Source organism: Nodosilinea sp. FACHB-131, assembly GCF_014695395.1.
Classification (GTDB): domain Bacteria; phylum Cyanobacteriota; class Cyanobacteriia; order Phormidesmidales; family Phormidesmidaceae; genus Nodosilinea.
The window spans coordinates 142,017-164,419 of the sequence record NZ_JACJOF010000027.1; the positions used below are offsets into that span (position 1 = coordinate 142,017).

Here is a 22,403-nt window from a genome sequence, read left to right on the forward strand (position 1 = left end):
GTGGATGAGTAGGTGGGTGGATGGGTGGAGTTGATTTAGTTAGTTCCAACCAATCTAGACATTAAGGGGCGAGACAGTTTTGAGTTCGCCGGGCTGTGGAGAAACCCAGGCTTGTAGGGCTGTAATCCGGGGCACGTAGAGGGGATGGCGGGGTTGGCCGGTGCAGTTGCGGCCCAGGCAGCGGCACTGATGGTGAAAGGGGGTTAGTAGGGTGAGAACAGAGCGATCGCGCCCCAGCCAACTCCCCCAATTTCCCCAAGCCAGCAGAATTTGCTCGGCCTGCTGTGCGGCTGTGCTCAGAGCGGCATTGTTCTCAGGACCAATGGGGTCCTCAACTTGGCGCAGTGCCTTGGGGTGGGGGCTGCGGTAGGCGAACAGGTTGACGACGGCGATCGCCCCAAACCCCCAGCCCTGCGCCAAGCCAATGCAGCGACGAATGGTGGGGTCGTCTACGCTACTGTCGGCTTGACTGGGGTTGAGCATGATAATGGCTAGGGTGGGGGCCGCACTCCACCGCCGCCCGAGGCTGTATCGGTAGCAACCTGTGGGGTCAAAGGTGGCAGAACGTTCTATGGCCGACAGCTGCAACATTTGTTTACATTGAGGGGTGGGGCGCGGTGGTTCTGACCAGGTGGCGAAGATCGCTGCTAAGCACCCAGCACTCTACTCGGAGACTGGCAGTTTGACTATTTTCTCAACCTTTACCCCAGCAGTGCGCACCAATTTGACGGTGCTGTTTGCGGCAGGGCTGTGTTTTTGGGCCGGGTTGGCGGGGCTGCTACCGACGCTACCGCTGTTTATTGAAACCCTGGGGGGCAACGGCCAGCAAATTGGTATTGTGATGGCCTCTTTTGCCATTGGCCTGCTGGCGACCCGGCCCTACCTATCGCGGCTGGCCGACGAGCGGGGCCGCAAGGTGGTGCTGCTGGTGGGGTTGAGCGCGATCGCCCTGGCTCCTTTTGGCTACCTGCTAGTGCAGTTTTTGCCCCGTGCGATCGTGCCGCTGTCGCTGGGGGGGTATAGCATCACGCTGGATAGCTCAATTTTAGCGATGATCGGCATTCGTGCTTTCCACGGGTTGAGTATTGCCGCCTTTGTGGTGGCCTACAGTGCCCTGGTGCTGGATCTAGCTCCCCCTGCTAACCGAGGGGAGCTACTTGGCTATATGACCCTGGTCAACCCCATTGGTCTAGCCCTAGGGCCTGCCATTGGTGGCTTTCTCTACGAAGCCACGGGGTTTACCACCGCATTTTTGGTGATGGGGCTGCTGGGCATGGTCGGTCTGGTGCTGGTGGCGCGGCTGCACGAGCCTTACCGACCGCCCAGCACTGTAGAAAATGCTGGCTCAAAGGAATTCTGGGGTCAGCTGTGGACTGGGCGAGTGCGTACCCCGGCGATCATTTTGCTGCTGGTGGGGTTGGCCTTTGGCACCCTGAGCACCTTTGTGCCCCTCTACGTGCGGGAAGCGGGCCTGGCTCTCAATGTGGGACTGATCTACACCGCCTCGGCCCTGGCCAGCTTTATGTCGCGTCTGATTGCCGGTCGAGCCTCCGATCGCTACGGACGGGGGCGATTTATCACCGCTAGTTTGCTGATCTACAGTTTGGGTATGGCTATGTTTTGGCTGGCCCGCAGTGCGCCGATGTTCTTGCTGGCGGGGTTTGTGCAGGGGTTTGCGGGCGGCACCCTGATTCCAATGATTGCGGCACTGATGGGCGATCGCTCTAGCCCCAGCGATCGCGGTCGCACCTTTGGCCTGGCCATGGTCGGTTTTGACGTGGGCATTGCCCTGGCTGGCCCCATCTTTGGCACCATCGCCGATCAGCTCAGCTATCGAGGAATTTTTGGCCTGTCTGGGGTGATGACGATGGTGGGGCTGGTCGTTTTTGCTACCGCCAATAGCAAAGACCTGGCCCATTCCCTCAGGTTTGCCCTGGGGCATGGCCAAGATGTCTACGCCATCGATCTACCCAATCAGAGCCCAAGCAACGTCGGATAGGTCAGTTATTTGTTGAAAACGGGCGAGGAGGGATTCGAACCCCCGACACCGTGGTCCGTAGCCACGTGCTCTAGTCCACTGAGCTACACGCCCTCGTGCAGGCTTTCGATATTAGCATATTCTTTTGCACAGTTTGAACCCATGACAAAAAATCCTTTAGCATCGGCCGCGCTCACCCATCTCGATACCCAGGGACAGGCCCACATGGTGGATGTGGCCGCTAAAGCTCAGACCGTGCGGGAAGCGGTGGCGATCGCCGCCGTTGTCATGCAGCCCGAGACGCTGGCGACCATTGAAGCAGGCAACGCCCCCAAGGGCGACGTGTTGGCCACAGCTCGCATTGCAGGCATTATGGCGGCCAAGCAGACCGCTCACCTCATTCCCCTCTGCCACCCCTTGCCCATTCAAAAGGTGGAGGTGCAAATTACCCCCGATGCAGCGCTGCCTGGCTACCACATTCAGGCGACGGTCAAAATCAAGGCCGAAACTGGGGTTGAAATGGAGGCCCTCACCGCCGCTAGCGTCGCCGCCCTTACTCTCTACGACATGGCCAAAGGGCTAGAAAAATCCATTGAGATCCGCAGCATTCGCCTGCTGAAGAAAACCGGCGGCAAGTCGGGCGACTACAAAGCAGAGGCGTAGTCATTGCTCTGAAAAGAGTCCAGGCCTGGCAGCTTTCCTTTCTAAGGACGCTTCGCGTTGGCGGTTGCAGAGCAAGTGTACAGTCAGCCCATCGGAAAGACAAACGACCCCGCTCAGCCACTGGCCCTCTTAATTCCGCGATCTTATGCGCATTGCCCTACTCACCGACTTTGGACTTCAAGATAGCTACGTAGGCGTCATGAAAGGCGTTATCGCTACGCTAGCCCCTACCGCCCAGCTCATCGACCTGACCCACAACCTGCCGCCGCAAGACCTCTACGCGGCGTGGTTTACTCTGCTCAGCGCCCATCCCTACCTGCCACCGGACACTATTTACCTGGTGGTGGTCGATCCAGGTGTAGGCACCCAGCGGCGGGCGGTGGCGGTGCAGACCTCCCGAGGCACTTTCGTCGGGCCAGACAATGGGGTACTCAGCGGCGTTTGGGAACGTGACAGCCAGGAGAATCAAGGCGTTCTGAACGCGGTAGAGCTGACAAATGTGGCTTATTGGCGATCGCCCAACCCCAGCACCACCTTCCACGGACGCGACATCTTTGCTCCAGTGGCGGCTCACCTGGCCAATGGCGTGTCGATAGCTGACTTGGGAGCCAGAATCGATCCCCAATCCCTCATTAACCTCCCCTTGCAGGCTCCGATCGCCACAGCCACGGGATGGATAGGCGCAGTTCAGTACATCGATCGCTTCGGTAATGCCGCTACAACTATCCCAGCCAGCGCCGTGGCTTCTGGTGACTGGACTGTGACATTAGGGAATCGAACGCTGCCAGGCGGCCAGACCTATGGAAACGTTCTCCCTGGGCAAGGACTGGCGCTGGTGGGCAGCCACGGCTTTGTAGAACTAGCGGTGAACCAGGGCAGTGCCCAACAGCAGTTTGGCCTGGCGGTAGGCGATCGCGTCGAGCTGACCCTGAGCGCTAACCCTGCACAGTGCGACCCTGCATAGCCCCCTGAGCGCCAACCTGGGGCTGGCGATGGGTGGTGGCTACCCAGGCGCGGTAGTCTTCCACCAGCTGTCGCTCAATGCGGTGCTTGATGGTGCCAAGAATGCCGCTCAAAAAGGTTTTGCCGGTGCGATCGAGCACCGAAGCGGGCATAAAGCGAATCGGCGGCGGTAGTTCTAAATGAATTTGTAGGTCGGCCTGGCCCTGGAGTTCAGTATGGGTGGCCTGGCGCCGGGGCGTGAGGGTGCCCTGTAGGGCCATGCCAAAGGAATCATTCACAAAGCTGAGATAGTCAGGGCCTTTGACGCGACAGGCTACAGACTCTAGCCGCAAAGTGCCGTCAGCCAGGCTCCACACCCGCAGATCGGCGGTGGGTTCAATACTGATGCCAAAAAACTGTAGAGGCCGCAGGCTGAGCCGATACACGCCCTCGCCCAGCACCTCAATACGGCGCGGGTCGGTGATCGCCTGCACCAGGCGCTGGGGCTGCCGCAGGTAGTGCTCAATGGGAATCGCCTCATTGGGCACTCGCAGGCGCAGGGTTTGGCTGGCATGGAATTCTTTCATAAATGAAAGCTACCTGAAAACGGGGTACGACCAGGGGCAGATGAAGTTTTGTAACCTCTGTTTAACAATTTAGTATGCCTTTCAGGATTCGTGGTGTTCGTCAGGCACTGTTGGGCACCTTGAGAGACTTTACCTAGAGGCGGATGGGGAGATCCTCCCCGACGAGATTCGGCTCTCCGGCTCGCGAGTTTATCTGAGAAGACGTTACATAGAGTTACTACTCACTCAGGGTCGATTGCACCCAAGGAGACTGCAATGACATTCACCCCTACTCACGTGTTGATTTCGCGCACTAAAGAAACTCCGGTGCAGCTTGTTGCCGGACCTCAGGGCTACTGGCTCTACACCGAAGCCGAAGCGCAGAAAGACACTACCCCCGCCTTTGAAGTCCGCCCCAAGCTGGGTTTCTACTGCCGTGGGCATCAGGTTGTTGGCTTTAGCCTCCAGCCGCTGACGGCTTGGACCACTGCTCATTCCGAGGCCACTCAGTTAGCCAAGTAGCTCAAGATTGAATTCGACCGGCTGATGGGCAGGGATGGACTTGGCTTACCGAAAAAGAGCAAAATCTCTTGCCTGAGGGTTTGACAAAAGGCAAATCAATCTGAGGTGCGATTCCGCTGTCAAATGCGCTCTAAGCACCTACTGGGCTTTTTTCATCCCTTTGAGGTAAGACAACTGCCAGTCATAGCTGGCAGCATTAATCTATGAATACTGTTGATACCGCTTCCCAACTCAGAAATCTAAACCGCATCCGTCGGATCAGCCGATTGATGGATACGGCTTTCAAAATCCCCGTTTTGGGGCTCAAAGTCGGCTGGGACCCAGTGCTTGGACTGATACCTGGGCTAGGCGATTTGATTGCTACCGCAGTATCGGCCTATGTCATTATTTTGGCGGCCCGATTCCGTTTGCCCAAGGCCATTTTGGCGCAGATGGTTCTTAACATCGGCCTGGAGGCTGTAGTGGGAGCTGTTCCGCTGGTAGGGGATTTGTTTGACGCCTTCTATAAGTCGAACGTGCGGAACCTAAAGCTGTTAGAAGCTCACCTGCAATGCGAGTCAACCGCGCTAGAAGAGGCAGACAGCCTCAACTTAAATAGCGTTCAGGATGGTGAGATTTACACGTAATTTGGGGAGAGCGATCGCAGGCTCCATTCGATTGCTCTTTGTTCTTAGCTACCAGTTACCCTACGGGTCTATTTTTGCTTGATCCGGCTGCCTTTTGCAGTGCTTTTTTTGCACACATCAGTTTGCCCCGCGAGAGTAACCGAATTAGTCGCAGTCTCATAAGCTGCCGTTAGACGCTGTAGAAATTAATTCCCTATGCCAATGCCTGTTCCGTCTCGTCCAAGTGGGTTTCGTTTGGGATCTGGCGAGGCCCCTGTACAGGTGGAGGTATTTGTCGATCTGGAATGTCCTTTTTCTAAAAAAGCTTGGCCCACGGTTCTGGCGGTAGCTGATCACTATGAGGGTGACTGCGTTGGCATTACAGCTCACCCAATTGTGCTCTGCGACCATCGCCAGAGCTGGGATTTAACGAAAGCCACAGTGGCGATCGCAGCAGACAACCCGCTGCGGGCTTGGCAGTTTATGGGCCACCTGTACCAGCACCAAACCAATTATGCTTTAGACGCGTTTGACCACAAAACCCGTCAGGACCTGCGACAGTTGATCGAAGACCTAACCGCCAAATTTGACCCAGCCTAGGAAAATAGCACTCTGGCCCAGCAGATTAGCGATGAGAAGGGTTCAGTGGCGAGTCGAGCCAAGGCATCTGTTCGCTACGCAATCAGTCGCGGGGTTTGGTCAACGCCGACTATCTTCATTAATGGCAGCCCGGTGCCCAAGCTGGAGTCAAGCTCCACGCTGAGCGACTGGCAAGCTGTTATAGACCCACTACTGTAGCGATCGCAGCAGGCAGCCGCGATCATGTTCGCCATTGTGAGAACGACCTAGCGGTTCAGCACCACCTGCTGAATCAAATCGGCGAGCTTTGTGGCGCTATCAGCAGTGGCCAATCTCCCTGCTGCTGCGGCCATCGCCTCCAGCCGTTGTGGCTCTGCCAGCAAATCAAGCACCAGGGCCTGAAATTCTGAGGCGACGACCTGGCTTTGGTTCAACATCAGAGCGGCATGGGCATCGACGAAGGCTTTGGCATTGACCGTCTGGTGGTCTTCTGCCGCATAGGGGTAAGGAATCAGAATCGAGGGCGTGCGGGAGATAGCCAGCTCTGTGAGGGTGCCCGCCCCGGAGCGACCGATGGCTAGAGTCGCCCGATGCATGAGGGCAGCCATCGCACTAAAGAAGGGTCGGTGAATATAGTGAGGATGGCTGTAGCTGTCGGCGTCGGGGTCGCTGCTGCCGGTTTGGTGCACAATCCACGCGCCCGCCTCAATCCAGGCCGGGGCAGCGGCCCGCACTAGCTGACTGACAGCGACGGCTCCCTGGCTGCCGCCCACAACCACAATCAGCGGTACTCTATCGGGAATGGCGGGATCGGTAAGAATGGGTGGCGCTGGGGTCAGAAATTCGTCGCGGACAGGCGTGCCTACCACCACGGTTCTGGCTTTAGGTAGGTACTGGCGGGCCGCGTCAAACCCCAGCGCCACGACAGTGCAGCGAGGGCTTAACCAGCGGGTAACTTTGCCGGGTAAAGCATTGGACTCGTGCAGCACAGCGGGCAGACCGAGCGATCGCGCCGCAATAATCGCCGGGGCCGCAATATAGCCTCCAGTGGTAAACACTCCGTCAAAATTTCCCTGTTTGAGCAGTCGCCGCACCTGCACCGTTGCTTGGCCAAATCGTCCCAGCGTTTTCACCGTTCCCAGACCAGGTCGGCCCTGAAACCCGGCCATGCGCACTGTATGTAGCGGAAAGTTTTTGGGCACCAGGGTGGTTTCGAGGCGATCGGGTACCCCTAGCCACTCGATGGTGTAACCTTCCTGGCGCAGGGCTTCGGCGGTGGCGATTGCTGGGAACAGATGCCCACCCGTACCGCTGGCGGCCACCAGCAGCCGGGGAGCTGCCGCTTGGGTAGATGTAGATGACAAGGGAACACCCTCGACGCTAAAAACGCCTCTAGACTATACCAACTCCTGCCCAGAATCTATGCCCTAGATTTTCTGTTCTTTTACCAAAAGCGGATCCAGTTTTACGTAAAACGCGCGGTACCAAGGGGAGCAGCTGGGCTACCGTAGCCGGTTGTAAAGAAACTGATATAAGGTAGACGGAGTATTTTTGGTTAATGGGGCGGTTCAGCGTGGCTAACTCGGCGGTGCGGCAGTGGAGTCTAGGAATCGTGTCGATGGCGGCGGTACTGTGGAGTACTGGAGCCTTTGCTCCGGTTACCCATGCAGACACGACAGGGAACGCACCGGTCTTGGCCCAGGCGGCTCCGGCTGAGGTGCAGCAACTGTTGACCGATCTAGAAACAGCGGCGAGCAGTCGCAACCTCGATGCCGTTATGGCCTTCTACAGCGAAGGCTTTGACAGCGACACCGGCTTTGACTATGCCCAATTGCGCCAAACCCTCGAAACCCTCTGGCAACAATATCCCGACCTCACCTACGACATTGAGCTGCTCAGTTGGCAGGCCGATGGCTCCGGTAGCTACACTCTCGAAACCCGCACCACCGCCACCGGCACTCAAACACGCCCCGATCGCACTCTCACCCTCGCCGCCGATACCACCTCGCGCCAGCGCCTGGAAAACGGCAAGATCGCCTACCAAGAAATTTTGAGCGAGACCAACCGCTTGGTGTCGGGTTCCAACCCACCTACCCTGCAAGTGCAGCTACCCACTACCCTCACCCCAGGCCAATCCTACAGCTTTGACACGATCGTGGTGGAGCCGCTGGAAGGGCGATCGCTGATGGGTGTTGCCGTCGAAGAAGGCGTGACCGCCGAAGACTTTTTTGCGCCACGCCCGGTGGTTTTCGACATTCTCAGCTCTGGTGGGCTTTACAAAGTCGGCACTGCCGCCGCCGAGCCCGACAGTCGCTGGGCCTCGACGGTAGTCATTCGCGAAGACGGCATGGTCGTTGAAACTCGCCGCCTCCGGGTAGAGTAGCGATGGCCAACCACAACTGGCTGGTTGCCGATGACGGCACCTATAGATCCTTCGGCGAGCCCGAAACCATAGAGCCAGGACGTTACTATCGCCTCTACCGATTTCTCACTGAGCTAGAAGACATTCTCGACATCTTCCACGACGACATCAGTCGGCTAGAAGCGATTACCCCTCTAGTGCGCAAGTTGTTGGTCAGCTCTTACTGGCTGCAGATGGAATACAACACTCCCGACCCTATAACGGGCTGGAGCGTCAATTTCCTTTACCGCGAGCACCAGTTCCCCATCACGGTGCAGATGGTGGCCTGGTTGCCGGGGCACACCTCAAGCATTCACAACCACGGAGCTTGGGGAATTGTGGCGCTGTTAGGCGGTCAAGAGCGCAACCGCCTCTGGCGACGCGCCCCCCAACCCAACTTCCCCGACCAGCTAGAGCTAGTCGACGAAATAGTTCTTAACCCTGGCGATGTGGTGGCCCTCACCGCCGACGCCATTCACAGTGTGGAACCCCTGGGTGACGAGCCCACTGTGTCGTTTAACCTCTACGGGGCAACAAGTTTTAGCGATCGCTACGAGTTTGACCTAGAGAATCACACGGCGAAGCCCTTTTAGGAGGTGAGGGGTAGGGCGTGGTACGTCACCCCCTACCCCTCTAACTTTCTCCCCAACGGGATGAAAGATTTGGCAAGTTGGGGTAAACTTCATCAGACCGTCAGGGGAGTGTCAGCTAAAGCGTCTTTTGGCCCTTAGCTACGCCTGTTTGAGCCTCCCACATCGCCCATCAGGCAGCCCGTTTCTCCCTTTGCCACCGCCAGGATAAATCGACCTATGAGCCAGGAAGAATCTCGCAGCACCGCCACATTGCCGCCCGAGGAGCCGACCCCAGTCGATCCAGATACCCTGGTGACCACCTACGCCGACAGCCTGATCACCGAGCTGTTTGACGATGTTGACAAAATTTTAGACGGCGATGAAGACGCCCTGGCATCGGTAGAGGCGGCACCAGAGCCAGCGTCCACGGCGATCGCCCCGTTTGTTGAAACTACTGCCGAGCCCGTGGATCCTCCAGCGGCAGACGCATCCCTGGCTCCCCTGAGCACCGATCTTGACTTCTTCCGCGCCGACAATGCCAACGCTGCCACCCCGGCAGCCCCAACCAAAACCCGTTTTGGCAAACTGTTTGACCGCATGCTGCTGAGCATCACGGCCCTATCGCTGCTGGGCATTGGGGGAGTGCTGTGGTTTAGCCAGCAGGGCAACCGCTTTTCCCTGGGCCGATCGTCTGTCGAAACGGCGGCACAGCAGTCTGACGAAGAATTTTTGGCCTACTTACAGCGATCGCTAGAAGTGATTGCAGGCAAGGTTGAGCGGGGCGAAGTGGGCACCACTACCGTTGTCGGTCAGGCTCCTGGCGCAGTTGCAGTTCCCACGCCGCCCATGCTGCCGCCCCTGGGGGCCGGCGGCACCGTAGGCAGCCTGGGCTCTGGCCCAGTCAATGTCATTGAGCGGGTCTACATTCCCTACCAGACGGCTCAGCAGCCCGCGCCGGGCGCACCTGTGCTGGTGCCTCAACCAGGGGTGCGAGCGCCTTCTCCGGTGTCTCCTGCCGCGCCCGCACAGGCCCCGGTAGCGGCGAACCCGATTCACGCCCTGGTGGGCATTTTAGAACTGGGCGATCGCTCGGCTGCCCTGTTCGAAATCAGCGGCGTTTCCCAGCGGGTCTACATCGGTGAGCGCATTGGCAGCAGCGGCTGGAGCCTGGTGTCGGTCTCTAACGAAGAAGTGGTAATTCGTCGCAACGGCGAAGTGCGATCGATCTTCATCGGTCAGCGCTTCTAGTACCAGTTCAGGCAGACAAATCTGGCGCGTCCCACCTTTTTGGGTACCTATGACCTAGGTCTGATTGCTATTGGGGTTGGGGTCAACCTTCTCCCGCAACGACTCCTGCATAGCGATGACGGCATCACACACCTCAACCTTGGTCTGGCGAGCAGTCTCAGCGGCAGCTTTGAGCAGAGCCGCGATCTCAGTTTCGCGCTGTTGCTTGGCGCCCATGGCTGCACAACTCGCGTCAATGCCTTCAGGAGCTGCAACGGTGCGGTTAAGCAGGGGACCGCTCACGGTGTTGAGGCCGTAGAAGGAGTCGATGTCGGCACTGATGGTTTTGATGGGAAGTCGATGCGAAAAATTAATTTTGTTCATAGTCAGTAGATGCTCACTGATAGGTGTGAGTAAGCCCGTAGGCGTGCTTTAGCGATCGCGATTGCAGATCTGGGGCGATGATCTGGCTGTGCGATCGCGTAGTAGCAGAGAAAACCTTAAACCTGAGGCGACGATGGGGGTTGCACGTCTGGTATGCCTCACCTACAGCAAGTTTGCCCGCCCAAAGCTCCGAACGTTGGCTCAATTACTAAGCTTATGCCCCAGATTCACAAGAATCTATAAAGCAAAGGTGAATAGCCGCGATCGCATCCTATCGCCAAAATTTTTCTCTATGGGGCTCAAAAATTAAAACGACTTTCTAGAAAAAGTCTTTGACCTTGAGATCAATTACAACAATATAATCACCATTCTCAAGCTCGTAGAGCATCTTAACCTTACTGATAGCCTAATCATCAGGCACACGTAACTAGGTGAATTTGAAAGCAGTTAAAGCTCAGCTATAGGCTCTAACAATTAACTATGTTTAGCTTTTTCGTCCTCATCTTTTCTTTGAAAACGTTTTATCAGAATACCTAACAGATTATTTCTTCGGTTCAAGCCTTCTGAGCACTCACAGGGCTTTTGAAATGTACTTTGGCTAATATGATTGACTACGGCCCTGCTCGGATTTTTGCTGGGTTTCTATGCCTACCTAGAGGAGCGCCTGCACCACTAACCCGCTATTCTGAAAGGCAAGGCGTTGCGGCAGGAGTTACACCATGAGCATCTTTGAAGACCTGAGCAAATTTCTTGAAACCCGACTTGATGAATTTCTCAAAGCTAACCCTCATTTAGAGCTATGGGGTTTAGAAGACCAGTTGCGAGGCCAAGAGCAAGACGCCATTCACCTACTAGGCGACCTCAAGCGCCGCGAAAAGCAGCTCGAAGACAGCATTCTCTCCACAGCCCAGGACATTCAGCGCTGGCATAGCCGCATTCAAAACGCCCAAGCCGCTAACCGTCTCGACTTGGTTAAGGCTGCCCAAGAGCGCGAGGCGGCCCTGCTACGTCAGGGCAACCAGTACTGGGGCCAAATGAAAGGTGTTAAAGAGCAGATTGTGCAAACTCGCAACCTGCAAAAAGAAATTCACGATCGCCGTCGCGAACTCAAAGCCAAAATCGCTGAAACCCAGGCTCAACGAACTGCCCAGCGCACCACCACCAGCTGGGACACGGGCTGGGCTAAGCCCCCCTTTGAAGACTTTGGCCGCAACACAATGGATCCGGTTGAAGAATCGTTTCAGCGGTGGGAGACAGAGCAGGAGCTAGAGGAGCTGAAGCGGAATATGGGGAGGTAGTGGGGAAGAGAAGTTTTAAGTTTTGAGTGTTGAGTTTTGAATGGGCTGTGGAGCGGAGAACTTAAAACTCAAAATTAAGCACTCAAAATTTTCTATCTCCCTCGCTCCTTCGCCTGGGGCTTCTTAATTTCAAAGGAAATTGTATCCACCTTGCGGCTGACCTTTGGATCATTCACTGGAGTTGTAATCGTTGGGCTGGGCGGCGTTGGGTTGGGCAAGGGGTGGACCTTGGACTCTGCAGGAGTCAGACCGAGAGTGGGCCAGTTGCGATAGTTGGATGCGATCGCCAGCCCAATGCCCCCCACGATCGTCAGCGGCAGCGATAGCTCAACGTTACTCACCCAGGGCAGGTGGCCAAACCACTGAATTGCTTCAGCCCCAAAAAACAAGATAAAAAAGCAGACTAGCCAGAGCTTCATAGCGTCCCAAAAAAATCTATTGCTCTAGAGATTGCCCTAGAGACTGAGCTGAGCAAATCGTTAGTTGGCCAGCCATGGAACTATTGATAGAGAACTGCGGTTGCCCTGATTATGGCTCAAGGGTGAGATTTTGCTCTCAGCCACCAATCGCTCACAGAATTAGATATCTTTCTTAAGAAACCCGCTCTAAAGCCAGTGGGTCTCCAGAATGGTTCTGGGACAAGGGTTTGGCAGCCTTTGGCTACGGTTCAGACAGGCTCTAAGGTTGGTCAAGCTGGCGGCGATCGCGCCTCAGATTCTCCAACTTTGCTGCGAAGCCGACTTTTCCTTGAGGAAGGGTATGTCAGAATGTAAGCGGTTTTTTGCCAACTCACGCAAGCTCTTGGAGTAGGCAGTCAAGATGGATTCTGTAGACACGCTTTATCAATACGCCTGGCTGATACCGGTGCTGCCGCTCATCGGGGCTGCCATAGTCGGCACCGGGCTAATTTCCTACGGCGAGGCCACCAGCAAGCTGCGGCAGCCGGTGGCGATCTTCATCGTCTCCCTGATTGGGGCGGCGATGGTGCTTTCCTTTGCAATTTTTTGGAGTCAGTGGCAGGGCCACGCTCCCTACCAGGCCATGTTTGAATGGGCCGCGGCGGGTGACTTCCGCATCGAGATGGGCTACACCATCGACCACTTGGTGGCGTTGATGCTGGTGGTGGTCACCACCGTCGCCTTCCTGGTGATGATCTACACCGATGGCTACATGGCTCACGACGCGGGCTATGTGCGCTTCTACGCCTACCTGAGCCTGTTTAGTTCTTCGATGCTGGGCTTGGTGATCAGCCCCAACCTGCTCCAGGTATACGTATTCTGGGAACTGGTGGGCATGTGCTCGTACCTGCTGATTGGCTTTTGGTACGATCGCAAGCCTGCTGCCGACGCCTGTCAAAAGGCCTTCGTCACCAACCGCGTGGGCGACTTTGGCCTGCTGCTGGGCATCTTAGGGCTGTTTTGGGCCACCGGCAGCTTCGACTTCGAAATCATGGGCGAACGACTCACCGACATGGTGAATGTGGGCAGTTTGCCCGCTAGCGTCGCTGCTATCTTCGCCATTCTGGTATTCCTGGGTCCGGTGGCCAAATCGGCCCAGTTCCCCCTCCACGTGTGGCTGCCCGACGCCATGGAAGGCCCCACCCCGATCTCAGCGCTGATTCACGCGGCGACCATGGTGGCGGCTGGGGTGTTCCTGGTAGCCCGCATGTACCCCGTGTTCGAGCATATCCCCACGGTGATGACGGTGATTGCCTACACAGGGGCATTTACCGCCTTCATGGGGGCCACGATCGCCATTACCCAAAACGACATCAAGAAAGGGCTGGCCTTTTCGACCATGTCACAGTTGGGCTACATGGTCATGGCCATGGGCGTTGGCGCCTACAGCGCCGGTCTATTTCACCTGATGACCCACGCCTACTTCAAGGCCATGCTGTTTCTCGGCTCTGGCTCCGTCATCCACGGCATGGAAGCGGTTGTGGGCCACGACCCGGTGCTGGCCCAGGATATGCGCCTGATGGGCGGCCTGCGCAAGTACATGCCCGTCACGGCCATTACTTTCCTAATTGGCACGCTGGCTATCTCCGGCATTCCCCCCTTCGCCGGCTTCTGGTCGAAGGATGAAATTCTCGGGGCAACCTTTGCGGTCAACCCTGCCCTCTGGGCAGTGGGCTGGCTGACGGCGGGCATCACCGCCTTCTACATGTTCCGCATGTACTTCTCCACCTTTGAAGGCAGCTTCCGGGGCAACGACGAAGGCATTCGCCGCGACCTCAAGCGGGCCCAGTTTCAGAAGATGGGCATGTCCCTTGGGCCGGGCGCAATGAACCCCCAGGAGCTAACTCTGGATGCCGAGCACGACGATCACGACGAGCATGGGCACCACGCCCACGAGCCCCACGAGTCGCCGCTGTCGATGATCTTTCCGCTGATGGCGCTGGCCGTACCCTCAGTCTTGGTGGGTCTAGTCGGTACTCCCTTTGCCAACTACTTCGAGGCGTTCATCCATCCCCCTGGGGAAGTCATAGCGGCTGTGGAGACGGCAGAGGCCTTCGACTGGAATGAGTTTGCGCTGATGGCCGGGAGTTCTGTGGCGATCGCCACGGTCGGCATCATCATCTCCGGGCTGATGTATCGCACCAAGGCCATTGATGCGAGAGCGATCGCCGCCAAAATCCCCTTCCTCTACAACCTCTCCCTCAACAAGTGGTACATCGACGACATCTATGAGGTTGTCTTTGTTCAAGGCAGCCGCAAGCTCGCCAAGCAGGTGCTCGAAGTCGATATCCGCATTGTCGATGGCCTCGTTAACCTAGCTGGCCTCGTTACCCTGGTAACGGGCGAAGGGTTGAAGTACTTGGAGAATGGACGGGCTCAGTTCTACGCACTGATCGTATTTGGCGCGGTGCTGGGGCTGGTGCTGCTGTCGGGCGTGACGTAAGGGTGTGAGGGTGGATGGGTGTGAGAGTGGATGAGTAGATGAGTTTGATGCCGCGACACTCTCTAAACTGCTCTACCTATCCATCCCCTTCCCTCGCGCCCCTTCCCATCCATCTCCCTTCTCATCCACTCATCCACTCTTAAGCAGAACGCGACGAGAAACAGCTTTATGGACCTCGCGACTTTTCCCTGGTTGACCACCGTTACGCTGCTGCCACTGGTGGCCTGCATAGCGATACCGTTTTTGCCGGACGACAACGGTAAGACAGTCCGCTGGTATGCCCTATCGGTGGGCCTGATCGACTTTGTGTTGATTGTGGCTGCCTTCTACCTCAACTACGACTTTAGTCAGCCCGGTCTGCAGCTGGTAGAAAGCTACACCTGGGTGCCTCAGCTCGATCTGAAGTGGTCTTTAGGGGTAGACGGTCTGTCAATGCCTCTGGTGCTGCTGACCGGGTTCATCACTACCCTGGCCGCCTTGGCGGCCTGGCCGGTAACTCTTAAGCCCAAGTTCTTTTACTTTCTGCTGCTGGCTATGTACAGCGGCCAGATCGGCGTGTTTGCCGTGCAGGACATGCTGCTGTTCTTTCTCTTCTGGGAGCTAGAGCTAATTCCGGTGTATCTGCTGCTGTCGATCTGGGGCGGCAAGAAGCGGCTCTACGCTGCCACCAAGTTTATTCTCTACACCGCTGGCGGGTCGCTGTTCATTCTGGTGGCGGCGCTGGCGATGGCCTTCTACGGCGACACAATCACCTTTGACATGCGGGCGCTGGCAGAGAAGGTCTATCCGCTGCGGCTCCAGCTCTTCCTCTATGCTGCATTTCTAATTGCCTACGCCGTCAAGCTGCCGATCATTCCGCTGCACACCTGGCTGCCCGACGCCCACGGTGAGGCCACGGCCCCCGTACACATGCTGCTCGCGGGCATTCTGCTAAAGATGGGTGGCTACGCGCTGATTCGCATGAACCTGGGTATGCTGCCCGAGGCCCACACCTACTTCGCGCCGATTCTAGTAATTTTGGGCTGCGTGAATATTATCTACGCGGCGCTGACCTCCTTTGCCCAGCGCAACCTCAAGCGCAAGATCGCCTATTCGTCGATCTCACACATGGGCTTTGTGCTGATTGGCATTGCCTCGTTTACCAACCTGGGGCTGAGCGGCGCGGTGCTGCAAATGGTCTCCCACGGGCTAATCGGGGCCAGTCTGTTCTTTTTGGTGGGGGCCACCTACGATCGCACCCACACCCTAATCCTGGATGAAATGGGCGGCGTCGGCAAAAAGATGCCCAAGATCTTCGCCATGTTCACCACCTGCTCGCTGGCCTCGCTGGCCCTACCGGGCATGAGCGGTTTTGTGGCTGAGTTGATGGTGTTTGTGGGTTTTGCTACCAGCGATGCCTACAGCTTTACCTTTAGGCTGATTACGGTCATCTTTATGGCGATCGGGGTCATTCTCACCCCGATCTATCTGCTGTCGATGCTGCGAGAAATTTTCTACGGCCCAGAGAACAAGGAGCTGATCGAGCACGAGGTGCTAGCCGATGCCGAGCCCCGCGAAGTGTTTATCATCGCCTGCCTGCTGGTGCCGATCATTGGCTTTGGGTTTTATCCCAAAATGCTGACCCAAATCTACGACGCCACTACCCAGAAGCTCACAGCCCGGCTGAGTCAGGTGTTTGTAGCCACCGAAGCCAGTGCCGAAGGACTGGCCCCCGTCGCGGCCCTACCGGTGCTCAAGGCTCCTTCTTTAAGTCAGTAAAACCACCTGTCTACCTGACTCACCTGACATAGACACCCTCAGAGGCTAAGCCTCCGGGGGTGTTTTTAGTTCGTTCTTCCCTTTTCAATCTTCACCCAAACCTTACTGACGGCTAACGCAAGTCAGTACCCCCTCCATCTGCTCAGCGTTGCTACCCATAGCTCGCAGGGTCAGAGATGGCTCAAACCCTGGGTAACAGCGCGTTAGCACCGTGTCGCTGCTGCGGGTCACATACAGCACACTCACTGGGCTGCCGTTTAAAATCGCGGGCACTAGGCGGGGCGCTTGAGCGACGGTAGCCAGCCCGGGAGCCGACCGGCTCAAGCCCACAATGGTCATAGCGGTCACTAGGGCGAGGCCAAGGCAGATACTGATGCCTAAACGGTTACCCAGCGATTGGCGCATTGCGCTCAAAAAACTAGCTAGTGGCGTATTCATAATTAAGATCTCACCAGATATTTGCTCGCAAACCTACCACACAAAACCTCAGACATTCTAGGCTTGAACCCTTGCCTAGATAGCCGTGCAGGGCGGAGCGAAAGTTACACAAGTTTGTCAATGCCTCCAATGCAACGAATGTATCGTCTTAGTCTTAAACGAGGGTTGCCCTGCCCCATCTGAAACAAACAGAACTTGGCATCGATAGGAATTACGATTGAGAGACTTAACCACTCAGCTGAGACAGTTATTGTCACCAGAATTTCTTTAAAGTTGCTCTGCTAAGCCGAACTCAGAGCCTGCTGTAGGGAATACAAATATGTAAGCGATCGACTGTGGAGGTCTGATGCGCAATGGCTGAGGTGGATGACCTAAGACGCTTGGTGCAGCAGCTACAGGCGGAGAACGCTGACCTGCAATGCCAGGTAGCAACTCTGCAGCAGGCAGACCACAACCAGCGCCAGGGTTTGCCACAGGATAGCGACAGTGGCAAATCGCTGCCTATCCTTGGTTGTTTGCAGCCCCAGGGCACTGATCCGTTCCAAGATTTTGTGACCTACGCGCCAATGCTAGCCTGGGTTACCGATGCCCAGGGCACGATGACCTACGCCAACCCGGATTGGCTGGCGATGGTAGATCTGACCGAGCAGGAAGCCGTGGGCCAGTCTGTCGAAACCCTATTTCCTGCCGCTTTGGCTCAAAACTACCTCCAAAACAACAAGTGGGTGCTGGAGCATCAGACAGTTCTAGAAACGATAGAACAAGCCCCCCTACCCGATGGCACCATCCATACCTACCTGGTGCGGAAGTTTCCCATGCAGGCGATCGGGGCCACAAGCACGTTGGTAGGGGGCATTGGGGTCGATATCACCGAGCTAAAACAAACCGAAGCGGCCCTGCGAGATAGCGAAGCCCGCTGGCAGTTTGCCATCGAAGGCTCTGGCGATGGGCTGTGGGACTGGAACACTCAGACCAATGAAATATTTTTCTCCCACCAGTGGAAGGCGATGCTAGGCTATGCCGACGATGAAATTGGCAGCAGCCTGGACGAACGGAATAGCCGCTTGCACCCTGACGACAAAGCCCAGTGCTATGCCGACCTAGAGCGGCACTTTAGCGGTGAAACCCCGATCTACCAAAACGAGCACCGCATGCGCTGCAAAGACGGCAGCTATAGGTGGATCCTCGATCGCGGCAAGGTCATTGAGTGGGATGCTGACGGCAAGCCCCTGCGAGTGATCGGAACGCACAAAGACATCAGCGAGCGTAAACGCGGTGAGGCCGAGCGCAAGCAGGCCGAAATTCACCAGCAGCAGCTAACGATCATTCTGCGCGAGAGTGAGGCCACCAACCGGGCCATCATTGAAGCGATTCCCGACCTGCTCTTGCGCGTGGGGCGCGATGGCACCTGCTTTAGCTTTTTGCCCCCTGCCGATGCGGCGGCAGGTACTTTTTTGCCAGTGCAAAACAATCTATCAGAGGTCTTGCCCCCCAAGTTATTCCATCATCAGCTCCAGCGGGTCGAGCGCGCGCTGAGCACCGGTGAGCTTCAAACTTGGGAACACCAGTTTGAAAAGCATGGCCAGCTCTGCCACGAAGAAGTGCGCTTAGCTCCCTGCGGTACAGACCAGTGCTTAGTGATTGTGCGCGATGTTAGCGATCGCAAGCAGATTGAGCTTCAGCTCCAAGCTACCGCCGAAGAGCTCAATCGCTTCTTCTCAGTTTCCCTTGATCTGCTCTGTATTGGCGACACCAGCGGTTACTTCCACCGTCTCAACGGCCAGTGGGAAAAGACGCTGGGCTATTCAGTGCAGGAAATGCAGGGCACTCGATACATCGACTACGTGCACCCCGAAGATATTGATGCCACCCTGGCAGCGCTCTCGTCGCTAACCCAGCAGCAGGAGGTTTGCAACTTTGTCAATCGCTATCGGTGTGCCGATGGCTCCTATCGGTGGATCGAGTGGCGATCGGTGCCCGTAGGCCATCTGGTTTACGGTGCGGCCCGCGACATCACCGATCGCATCCAGGCTGAACTAGAGCTGCAAAGCACCAAAGACCAGCTAGATCTGGTACTCCAGGCCTCTGCCGAAGGCTACTGGGACTGGAACCTGGTTACCGAAGAAATTTACTTTTCGCCCCAGTGGAAGGCGATGCTGGGCTACGCCAACCACGAGCTAGACAACAGCTTTGCCACCTGGGAAGCCGTCGCTTTTGAGGCGGATCGAGGTACCGCCCTGCAACTGGTTGACGATTACAACAGTGGCCGGGTCGAAGAATTTTCGTTTACTCAGCGGTTCCATCACAAAGATGGCTCCACAGTCCACATTCTCTCTCGCGCTATTCACCAAAAAGATGCCGCCGGACGGGTAATTCGCATGGTGGGCAGTCATTTAGATGTGACCGCTATAGTAGCCATTCAGGCTGCCCTGCAAACCTCAGAAATGCAGCTAGCCAGCGTGCTCAATAGCTCTCTAGACGGCATCATGGCCTTTAAGGCAGTGCGCGATAGATTGGGCACCATTGTTGATTTTGAGTGGCTGCTGAGCAACCCCGCCGCCTGTGAAATGGTGGGCCGCACCGCCGAGTACTTGCTGGGTAAGCGCCTGCTCGATGAGCTACCTGGCAACAAAACCGACGGGTTGTTTGACCTCTATGTGCAGGTTACCGAGTCGGGCAACCCCGTACGGCGTCAGTTTCACTACAGCCATGACGGCTTCGACACCTGGTTTGAGAATATGGCCGTTCAGCTAGGCGATGGCTTTGCCGTCACTTTTAGTGACATTACTCCCCTAAAACGATCAGAGCACGACCTACAGCAGGCGAATCAGCAGCTGGCAAGCCGCGTTGACGAACTCAACCAGCACACCCAGCAGATGCAGCTGTTGAGTGAAATGAGCGACTTTTTGCAGGCATGTCTAACCGTCCAGGATGCTTACCAGTCCTTAGGTGCTCGGGTAGCACCCCTATTTCCAAGCAGCAGTGGCGGCATTTTCATGTTGACCGATGTCGCCGATTATCGCGTTGCGCAGGTTGCCACCTGGGGGCCAAAGCAGGCATCGGCTCCAGAATTTATTCCCCCAGCCTGCCGTGCTTTGTGCCGGGAGCATCTGCACCAGGTTGGCCCCGACTGCTTGAGTTTGGGGTGCGGCCATGCCGAAAGCACCCAGGCCTTGACCACCTTCTGCATTCCGCTGCTGGCCCAGGGCCAAACCCTAGGGCTGCTTTACCTCATCACCCCCAATCCATCTCAGTCAGTGCAGCAGTTGGCTCGCACGGTGACTGAGCGGATTGCTCTAGCGCTGGCCAACCTGCACCTGCGCGAAACCCTTCAGCAGCAGAGCATTCGCGACCCACTGACCGGACTATTTAACCGCCGCTACCTGGAAGAAACTCTGACCCGAGAAGTGCAGCGAGCCCAGCGCCAGTGCCACACAATTGGCGTCATTATGCTCGATATTGACCATTTTAAGCGGTTTAACGATACCTATGGTCACGATGCGGGCGATCGCGTCCTAAAAACCGTTGGGCAGCTCCTGCTCAATAGCGTGCGCGGTTCAGATGTGGCCTGCCGCTATGGTGGCGAAGAAATGCTTTTGATCCTGCCAGAGTCACCTCCGGAGGTCACGCTGGCCAGGGCTGAAGAGATTCGTCAGGCTCTAAGTCTGCTTCAGATCAGCTACAGCGGCCTTACCCTCCATGGGCTGTCGGCTTCGCTGGGGGTGGCTAGCTTTCCTGGCCACGGTCTGCGAGCTGGGGATGTTTTGAAAGCTGCTGACGACGCCCTCTATCAAGCCAAGGCTAAGGGACGTAACCAGGTGGTGGTGGCGACGGTGCCTGCCATAAAAGTGGCTGGGGAGACCCGTGCGCCTCTATCCAGAGATATATCCTGAAAGTACGGGAAGGATAGGTAGATAGTAGGTATCGGGTACTACCTCATGCCGACTCGGTAGTGCGTTTTTACAGAGTATTTAGGGACTATATGGCACAGGCAGCAGTGAAGCGATTGGCATCGGGTTCGTTAGCCCTAGGGGCGCTACTGGCGGGAATTGCGGCGATCGCCCCCGTCCGCTTGACCCCGTTGGGGGCTACCCCAGCACTGGCTCAGTCACCTGTCGATGAAGCCACCACCATTCGGGTATACGATCAGGTCAGCCCAGCTGTGGTGGCTATTGACACCCGCGACGGCGGCGGCAGCGGCAGCATTGTTGACGCCAGCGGGCTAATTCTGACCAACGCCCACGTAGTCGGTACTGAGCGTGTGGTAACGGTGCGACTGTCTGACGGCCGCAGCTTCCAGGGCGATGTCGTGGGCTACGGCCAAGACCGGCTAGATCTGGCGGCGGTGCGCCTGCGGGGCAACCCTACCGGCCTGCCAACGGTGACCCTAGCGCCCCCCAACTCAGTGCGAGTGGGACAGAGCGCCTTTGCGATCGGCAGTCCCTTTGGGTTGCAGGGCACCCTGACCGTGGGTATCGTCAGCCGCATTGATCGCGATCGCAACGTCATTCAAACCGATGCCGCCATTAACCCCGGCAACTCAGGTGGCCCCCTGCTCAACAGCGCTGGGCAGGTGATCGGCGTCAACACCTCAATCTTTACCACCGGCGACAGCGGTGGCAGCGTGGGCATTGGCTTTGCCATCCCCACCGACGCAGTGCAGACGTTTTTGGCCTCGGTGCGATCGGGCACGGCCACAGCCTCAGCCCCCGCCGATCGCACCAGCCGCGAGCCTATCCCCATCGCCCTGGGCGCATCGGTACAGGGCCAGCTCAACGACACCAGCAACGTGCTGCCCGACGGCAGTTTCTACAACCCCTACCGGTTCGAGGGGCAGGCGGGGCAAACCGTCACCATCGCCATGAACAGCCAGGAGGTTGACCCCTACCTGATTTTGCTGGCCTCCGATCGCGACGATTTTTCCGTTCAAGACGATGACAGCGGCGGCGACCTCAGCGCTCGCATCTCGGTGCAGCTGCCCTATACCGGGTCTTACATTATTCTGGCCAACAGCTACGGCCAGGGCGAGGCGGGACGCTACCAGCTTCAGCTCAGCCAAGCGGGCGGCGGTCAGGGTGGCCCTGCCCAGACTGCTCCAAGCGGGGCGCTACTGCGGCAGCAGGGCAATCTTGGGCCGGGCGACGACACCCTACAGGATGGCTCCTACTACCAAGAATTCAGCTTTAGAGGTCGGGCGGGGCAGACAGTGCGCCTGCGGCTAGAGAGCCCTGACTTCGACACCTACATGATTTTGCTCGACGAAGGCCGCAACCGCCTCGCTGAAAACGACGACGCCAACCCCGACAACACCAATTCTGAAATGGCGGTTACATTACCCCGCGACGGTACCTACTCTGTGCTGGTCAACAGCTTCCAGGCAGGCGATCGCGGCCGTTTTCAGCTGACGGTGGAGTAGCGTTCAAATCGGAACTCAAGCTCCGGGATCAAGCCGAATTTGCGGATTGAAGTAAGAGGCTGGCAGGTTTGAACATTCATACCTGTCAGCCTCTTACCCACAACCACGTGCTCCAAATCAACAATCTTTCCTTAACCGAGTTCGGGATAAGCC

22 protein-coding genes and 1 tRNA gene are annotated in these 22,403 nt (G+C 57.0%); 14 read left to right on the top strand and 9 right to left on the bottom strand.

What is annotated here, in order from left to right:
* Positions 1 to 54 precede the first annotated feature (54 nt).
* Positions 55 to 591, bottom strand: a complete 537-nt coding sequence (locus H6F75_RS17055) for a DUF1643 domain-containing protein (RefSeq protein WP_190753657.1) — start codon at positions 589 to 591, stop codon at positions 55 to 57.
* Positions 592 to 682: 91 nt separating this feature from the next.
* Between H6F75_RS17055 and H6F75_RS17060 the strand changes: the two genes are divergently transcribed.
* Positions 683 to 1,999 (top strand): MFS transporter, encoded by a 1,317-nt coding sequence (locus tag H6F75_RS17060; protein WP_190753658.1) that lies wholly within the window; start codon positions 683 to 685, stop codon positions 1,997 to 1,999.
* Between the two features lie 19 nt (positions 2,000 to 2,018).
* On the opposite strand, the gene H6F75_RS17065 is transcribed toward H6F75_RS17060, so the two are convergent.
* A tRNA-Arg gene (locus tag H6F75_RS17065) sits at positions 2,019 to 2,092 on the bottom strand.
* A gap of 48 nt (positions 2,093 to 2,140) precedes the next feature.
* Here H6F75_RS17065 and moaC point away from each other — a divergent pair.
* Positions 2,141 to 2,641 carry a cyclic pyranopterin monophosphate synthase MoaC gene (gene moaC / locus H6F75_RS17070; RefSeq protein ID WP_190753659.1) on the top strand — a complete coding sequence of 167 codons (501 nt, stop codon included), beginning with the start codon at positions 2,141 to 2,143 and terminating at the stop codon, positions 2,639 to 2,641.
* Positions 2,642 to 2,786: 145 nt separating this feature from the next.
* Positions 2,787 to 3,605 carry an SAM-dependent chlorinase/fluorinase gene (locus H6F75_RS17075; RefSeq protein ID WP_190753660.1) on the top strand — a complete coding sequence of 273 codons (819 nt, stop codon included), beginning with the start codon at positions 2,787 to 2,789 and terminating at the stop codon, positions 3,603 to 3,605.
* Here H6F75_RS17075 and H6F75_RS17080 read toward each other — a convergent pair.
* The gene (locus H6F75_RS17080; protein ID WP_190753661.1) at positions 3,577 to 4,170 is read right to left on the bottom strand and encodes a DUF1997 domain-containing protein; all 594 of its coding nucleotides are present in this window, start codon (positions 4,168 to 4,170) and stop codon (positions 3,577 to 3,579) included. The genes H6F75_RS17075 and H6F75_RS17080 overlap by 29 nt on opposite strands.
* Before the next feature lie 255 nt (positions 4,171 to 4,425).
* Between H6F75_RS17080 and H6F75_RS17085 the strand changes: the two genes are divergently transcribed.
* The 3 genes from H6F75_RS17085 to H6F75_RS17095 all read left to right on the top strand — a co-directional run bounded on the left by H6F75_RS17085 (position 4,426) and on the right by H6F75_RS17095 (position 5,876).
* A complete protein-coding gene (locus tag H6F75_RS17085; RefSeq protein WP_190753662.1) occupies positions 4,426 to 4,671 on the top strand; it encodes a hypothetical protein in 246 nt (81 codons plus the stop codon).
* Positions 4,672 to 4,874: 203 nt separating this feature from the next.
* The gene (locus tag H6F75_RS17090; RefSeq protein WP_190753663.1) at positions 4,875 to 5,297 is read left to right on the top strand and encodes a DUF4112 domain-containing protein; all 423 of its coding nucleotides are present in this window, start codon (positions 4,875 to 4,877) and stop codon (positions 5,295 to 5,297) included.
* Between the two features lie 201 nt (positions 5,298 to 5,498).
* On the top strand, positions 5,499 to 5,876 hold the full coding sequence (locus H6F75_RS17095) for a thioredoxin domain-containing protein (protein WP_190753664.1): 378 nt from the start codon (positions 5,499 to 5,501) through the stop codon (positions 5,874 to 5,876).
* A gap of 74 nt (positions 5,877 to 5,950) precedes the next feature.
* Here the strand turns inward: H6F75_RS17095 and H6F75_RS17100 are convergent, their stop codons facing one another.
* Both H6F75_RS17100 and murG read right to left on the bottom strand, forming a co-directional pair.
* Positions 5,951 to 6,109, bottom strand: coding sequence for a hypothetical protein (locus tag H6F75_RS17100; protein ID WP_190753665.1), 159 nt, complete (start codon positions 6,107 to 6,109; stop codon positions 5,951 to 5,953).
* A 12-nt stretch (positions 6,110 to 6,121) separates the two neighbouring features.
* Positions 6,122 to 7,219: an undecaprenyldiphospho-muramoylpentapeptide beta-N-acetylglucosaminyltransferase gene (gene murG / locus H6F75_RS17105; RefSeq protein WP_190753666.1), complete on the bottom strand. Its 1,098-nt coding sequence runs from the start codon at positions 7,217 to 7,219 to the stop codon at positions 6,122 to 6,124.
* Positions 7,220 to 7,413: 194 nt separating this feature from the next.
* Between murG and H6F75_RS17110 the strand changes: the two genes are divergently transcribed.
* The 3 genes from H6F75_RS17110 (at position 7,414) to H6F75_RS27785 (ending at position 10,076) form a co-directional block, all read left to right on the top strand.
* On the top strand, positions 7,414 to 8,238 hold the full coding sequence (locus H6F75_RS17110; RefSeq protein WP_190753667.1) for a nuclear transport factor 2 family protein: 825 nt from the start codon (positions 7,414 to 7,416) through the stop codon (positions 8,236 to 8,238).
* 2 nt (positions 8,239 to 8,240) lie between these two features.
* Entirely contained in the window at positions 8,241 to 8,849 is a 609-nt protein-coding gene (locus H6F75_RS17115) for a cupin (protein ID WP_190753668.1), read from the top strand.
* A gap of 216 nt (positions 8,850 to 9,065) precedes the next feature.
* Positions 9,066 to 10,076, top strand: a complete 1,011-nt coding sequence (locus tag H6F75_RS27785; RefSeq protein WP_199303992.1) for a hypothetical protein — start codon at positions 9,066 to 9,068, stop codon at positions 10,074 to 10,076.
* Between the two features lie 54 nt (positions 10,077 to 10,130).
* Here H6F75_RS27785 and H6F75_RS17125 read toward each other — a convergent pair whose 3' ends face one another.
* Together H6F75_RS17125 and H6F75_RS17130 are read right to left on the bottom strand one after the other, a co-directional pair.
* On the bottom strand, positions 10,131 to 10,439 hold the full coding sequence (locus tag H6F75_RS17125; RefSeq protein ID WP_190753669.1) for a hypothetical protein: 309 nt from the start codon (positions 10,437 to 10,439) through the stop codon (positions 10,131 to 10,133).
* A gap of 13 nt (positions 10,440 to 10,452) precedes the next feature.
* Positions 10,453 to 10,644, bottom strand: coding sequence for a hypothetical protein (locus H6F75_RS17130; RefSeq protein WP_190753670.1), 192 nt, complete (start codon positions 10,642 to 10,644; stop codon positions 10,453 to 10,455).
* Positions 10,645 to 11,158: 514 nt separating this feature from the next.
* On the opposite strand from H6F75_RS17130, the gene H6F75_RS17135 reads away from it, so the two are divergent.
* A complete protein-coding gene (locus H6F75_RS17135; RefSeq protein WP_190753671.1) occupies positions 11,159 to 11,737 on the top strand; it encodes a TIGR04376 family protein in 579 nt (192 codons plus the stop codon).
* Positions 11,738 to 11,829: 92 nt separating this feature from the next.
* Here the strand turns inward: H6F75_RS17135 and H6F75_RS17140 are convergent, their stop codons facing one another.
* Positions 11,830 to 12,156, bottom strand: a complete 327-nt coding sequence (locus H6F75_RS17140; protein ID WP_190753672.1) for a hypothetical protein — start codon at positions 12,154 to 12,156, stop codon at positions 11,830 to 11,832.
* Between the two features lie 400 nt (positions 12,157 to 12,556).
* Here H6F75_RS17140 and H6F75_RS17145 point away from each other — a divergent pair, with 400 nt between their 5' ends.
* Positions 12,557 to 14,638, top strand: coding sequence for an NAD(P)H-quinone oxidoreductase subunit 5 (locus H6F75_RS17145; protein ID WP_190753673.1), 2,082 nt, complete (start codon positions 12,557 to 12,559; stop codon positions 14,636 to 14,638).
* Between the two features lie 168 nt (positions 14,639 to 14,806).
* Positions 14,807 to 16,396: an NAD(P)H-quinone oxidoreductase subunit 4 gene (locus H6F75_RS17150; protein WP_190753674.1), complete on the top strand. Its 1,590-nt coding sequence runs from the start codon at positions 14,807 to 14,809 to the stop codon at positions 16,394 to 16,396.
* Between the two features lie 102 nt (positions 16,397 to 16,498).
* Here the strand turns inward: H6F75_RS17150 and H6F75_RS17155 are convergent, their stop codons facing one another.
* Positions 16,499 to 16,834, bottom strand: coding sequence for a hypothetical protein (locus H6F75_RS17155; protein ID WP_190753675.1), 336 nt, complete (start codon positions 16,832 to 16,834; stop codon positions 16,499 to 16,501).
* Positions 16,835 to 17,187: 353 nt separating this feature from the next.
* On the opposite strand from H6F75_RS17155, the gene H6F75_RS17160 reads away from it, so the two are divergent.
* Both H6F75_RS17160 and H6F75_RS17165 read left to right on the top strand, forming a co-directional pair.
* Entirely contained in the window at positions 17,188 to 20,727 is a 3,540-nt protein-coding gene (locus H6F75_RS17160) for a PAS domain S-box protein (RefSeq protein ID WP_190753676.1), read from the top strand.
* An 89-nt stretch (positions 20,728 to 20,816) separates the two neighbouring features.
* Positions 20,817 to 22,250: a trypsin-like peptidase domain-containing protein gene (locus tag H6F75_RS17165; protein ID WP_190753677.1), complete on the top strand. Its 1,434-nt coding sequence runs from the start codon at positions 20,817 to 20,819 to the stop codon at positions 22,248 to 22,250.
* Positions 22,251 to 22,403: the final 153 nt, after the last annotated feature.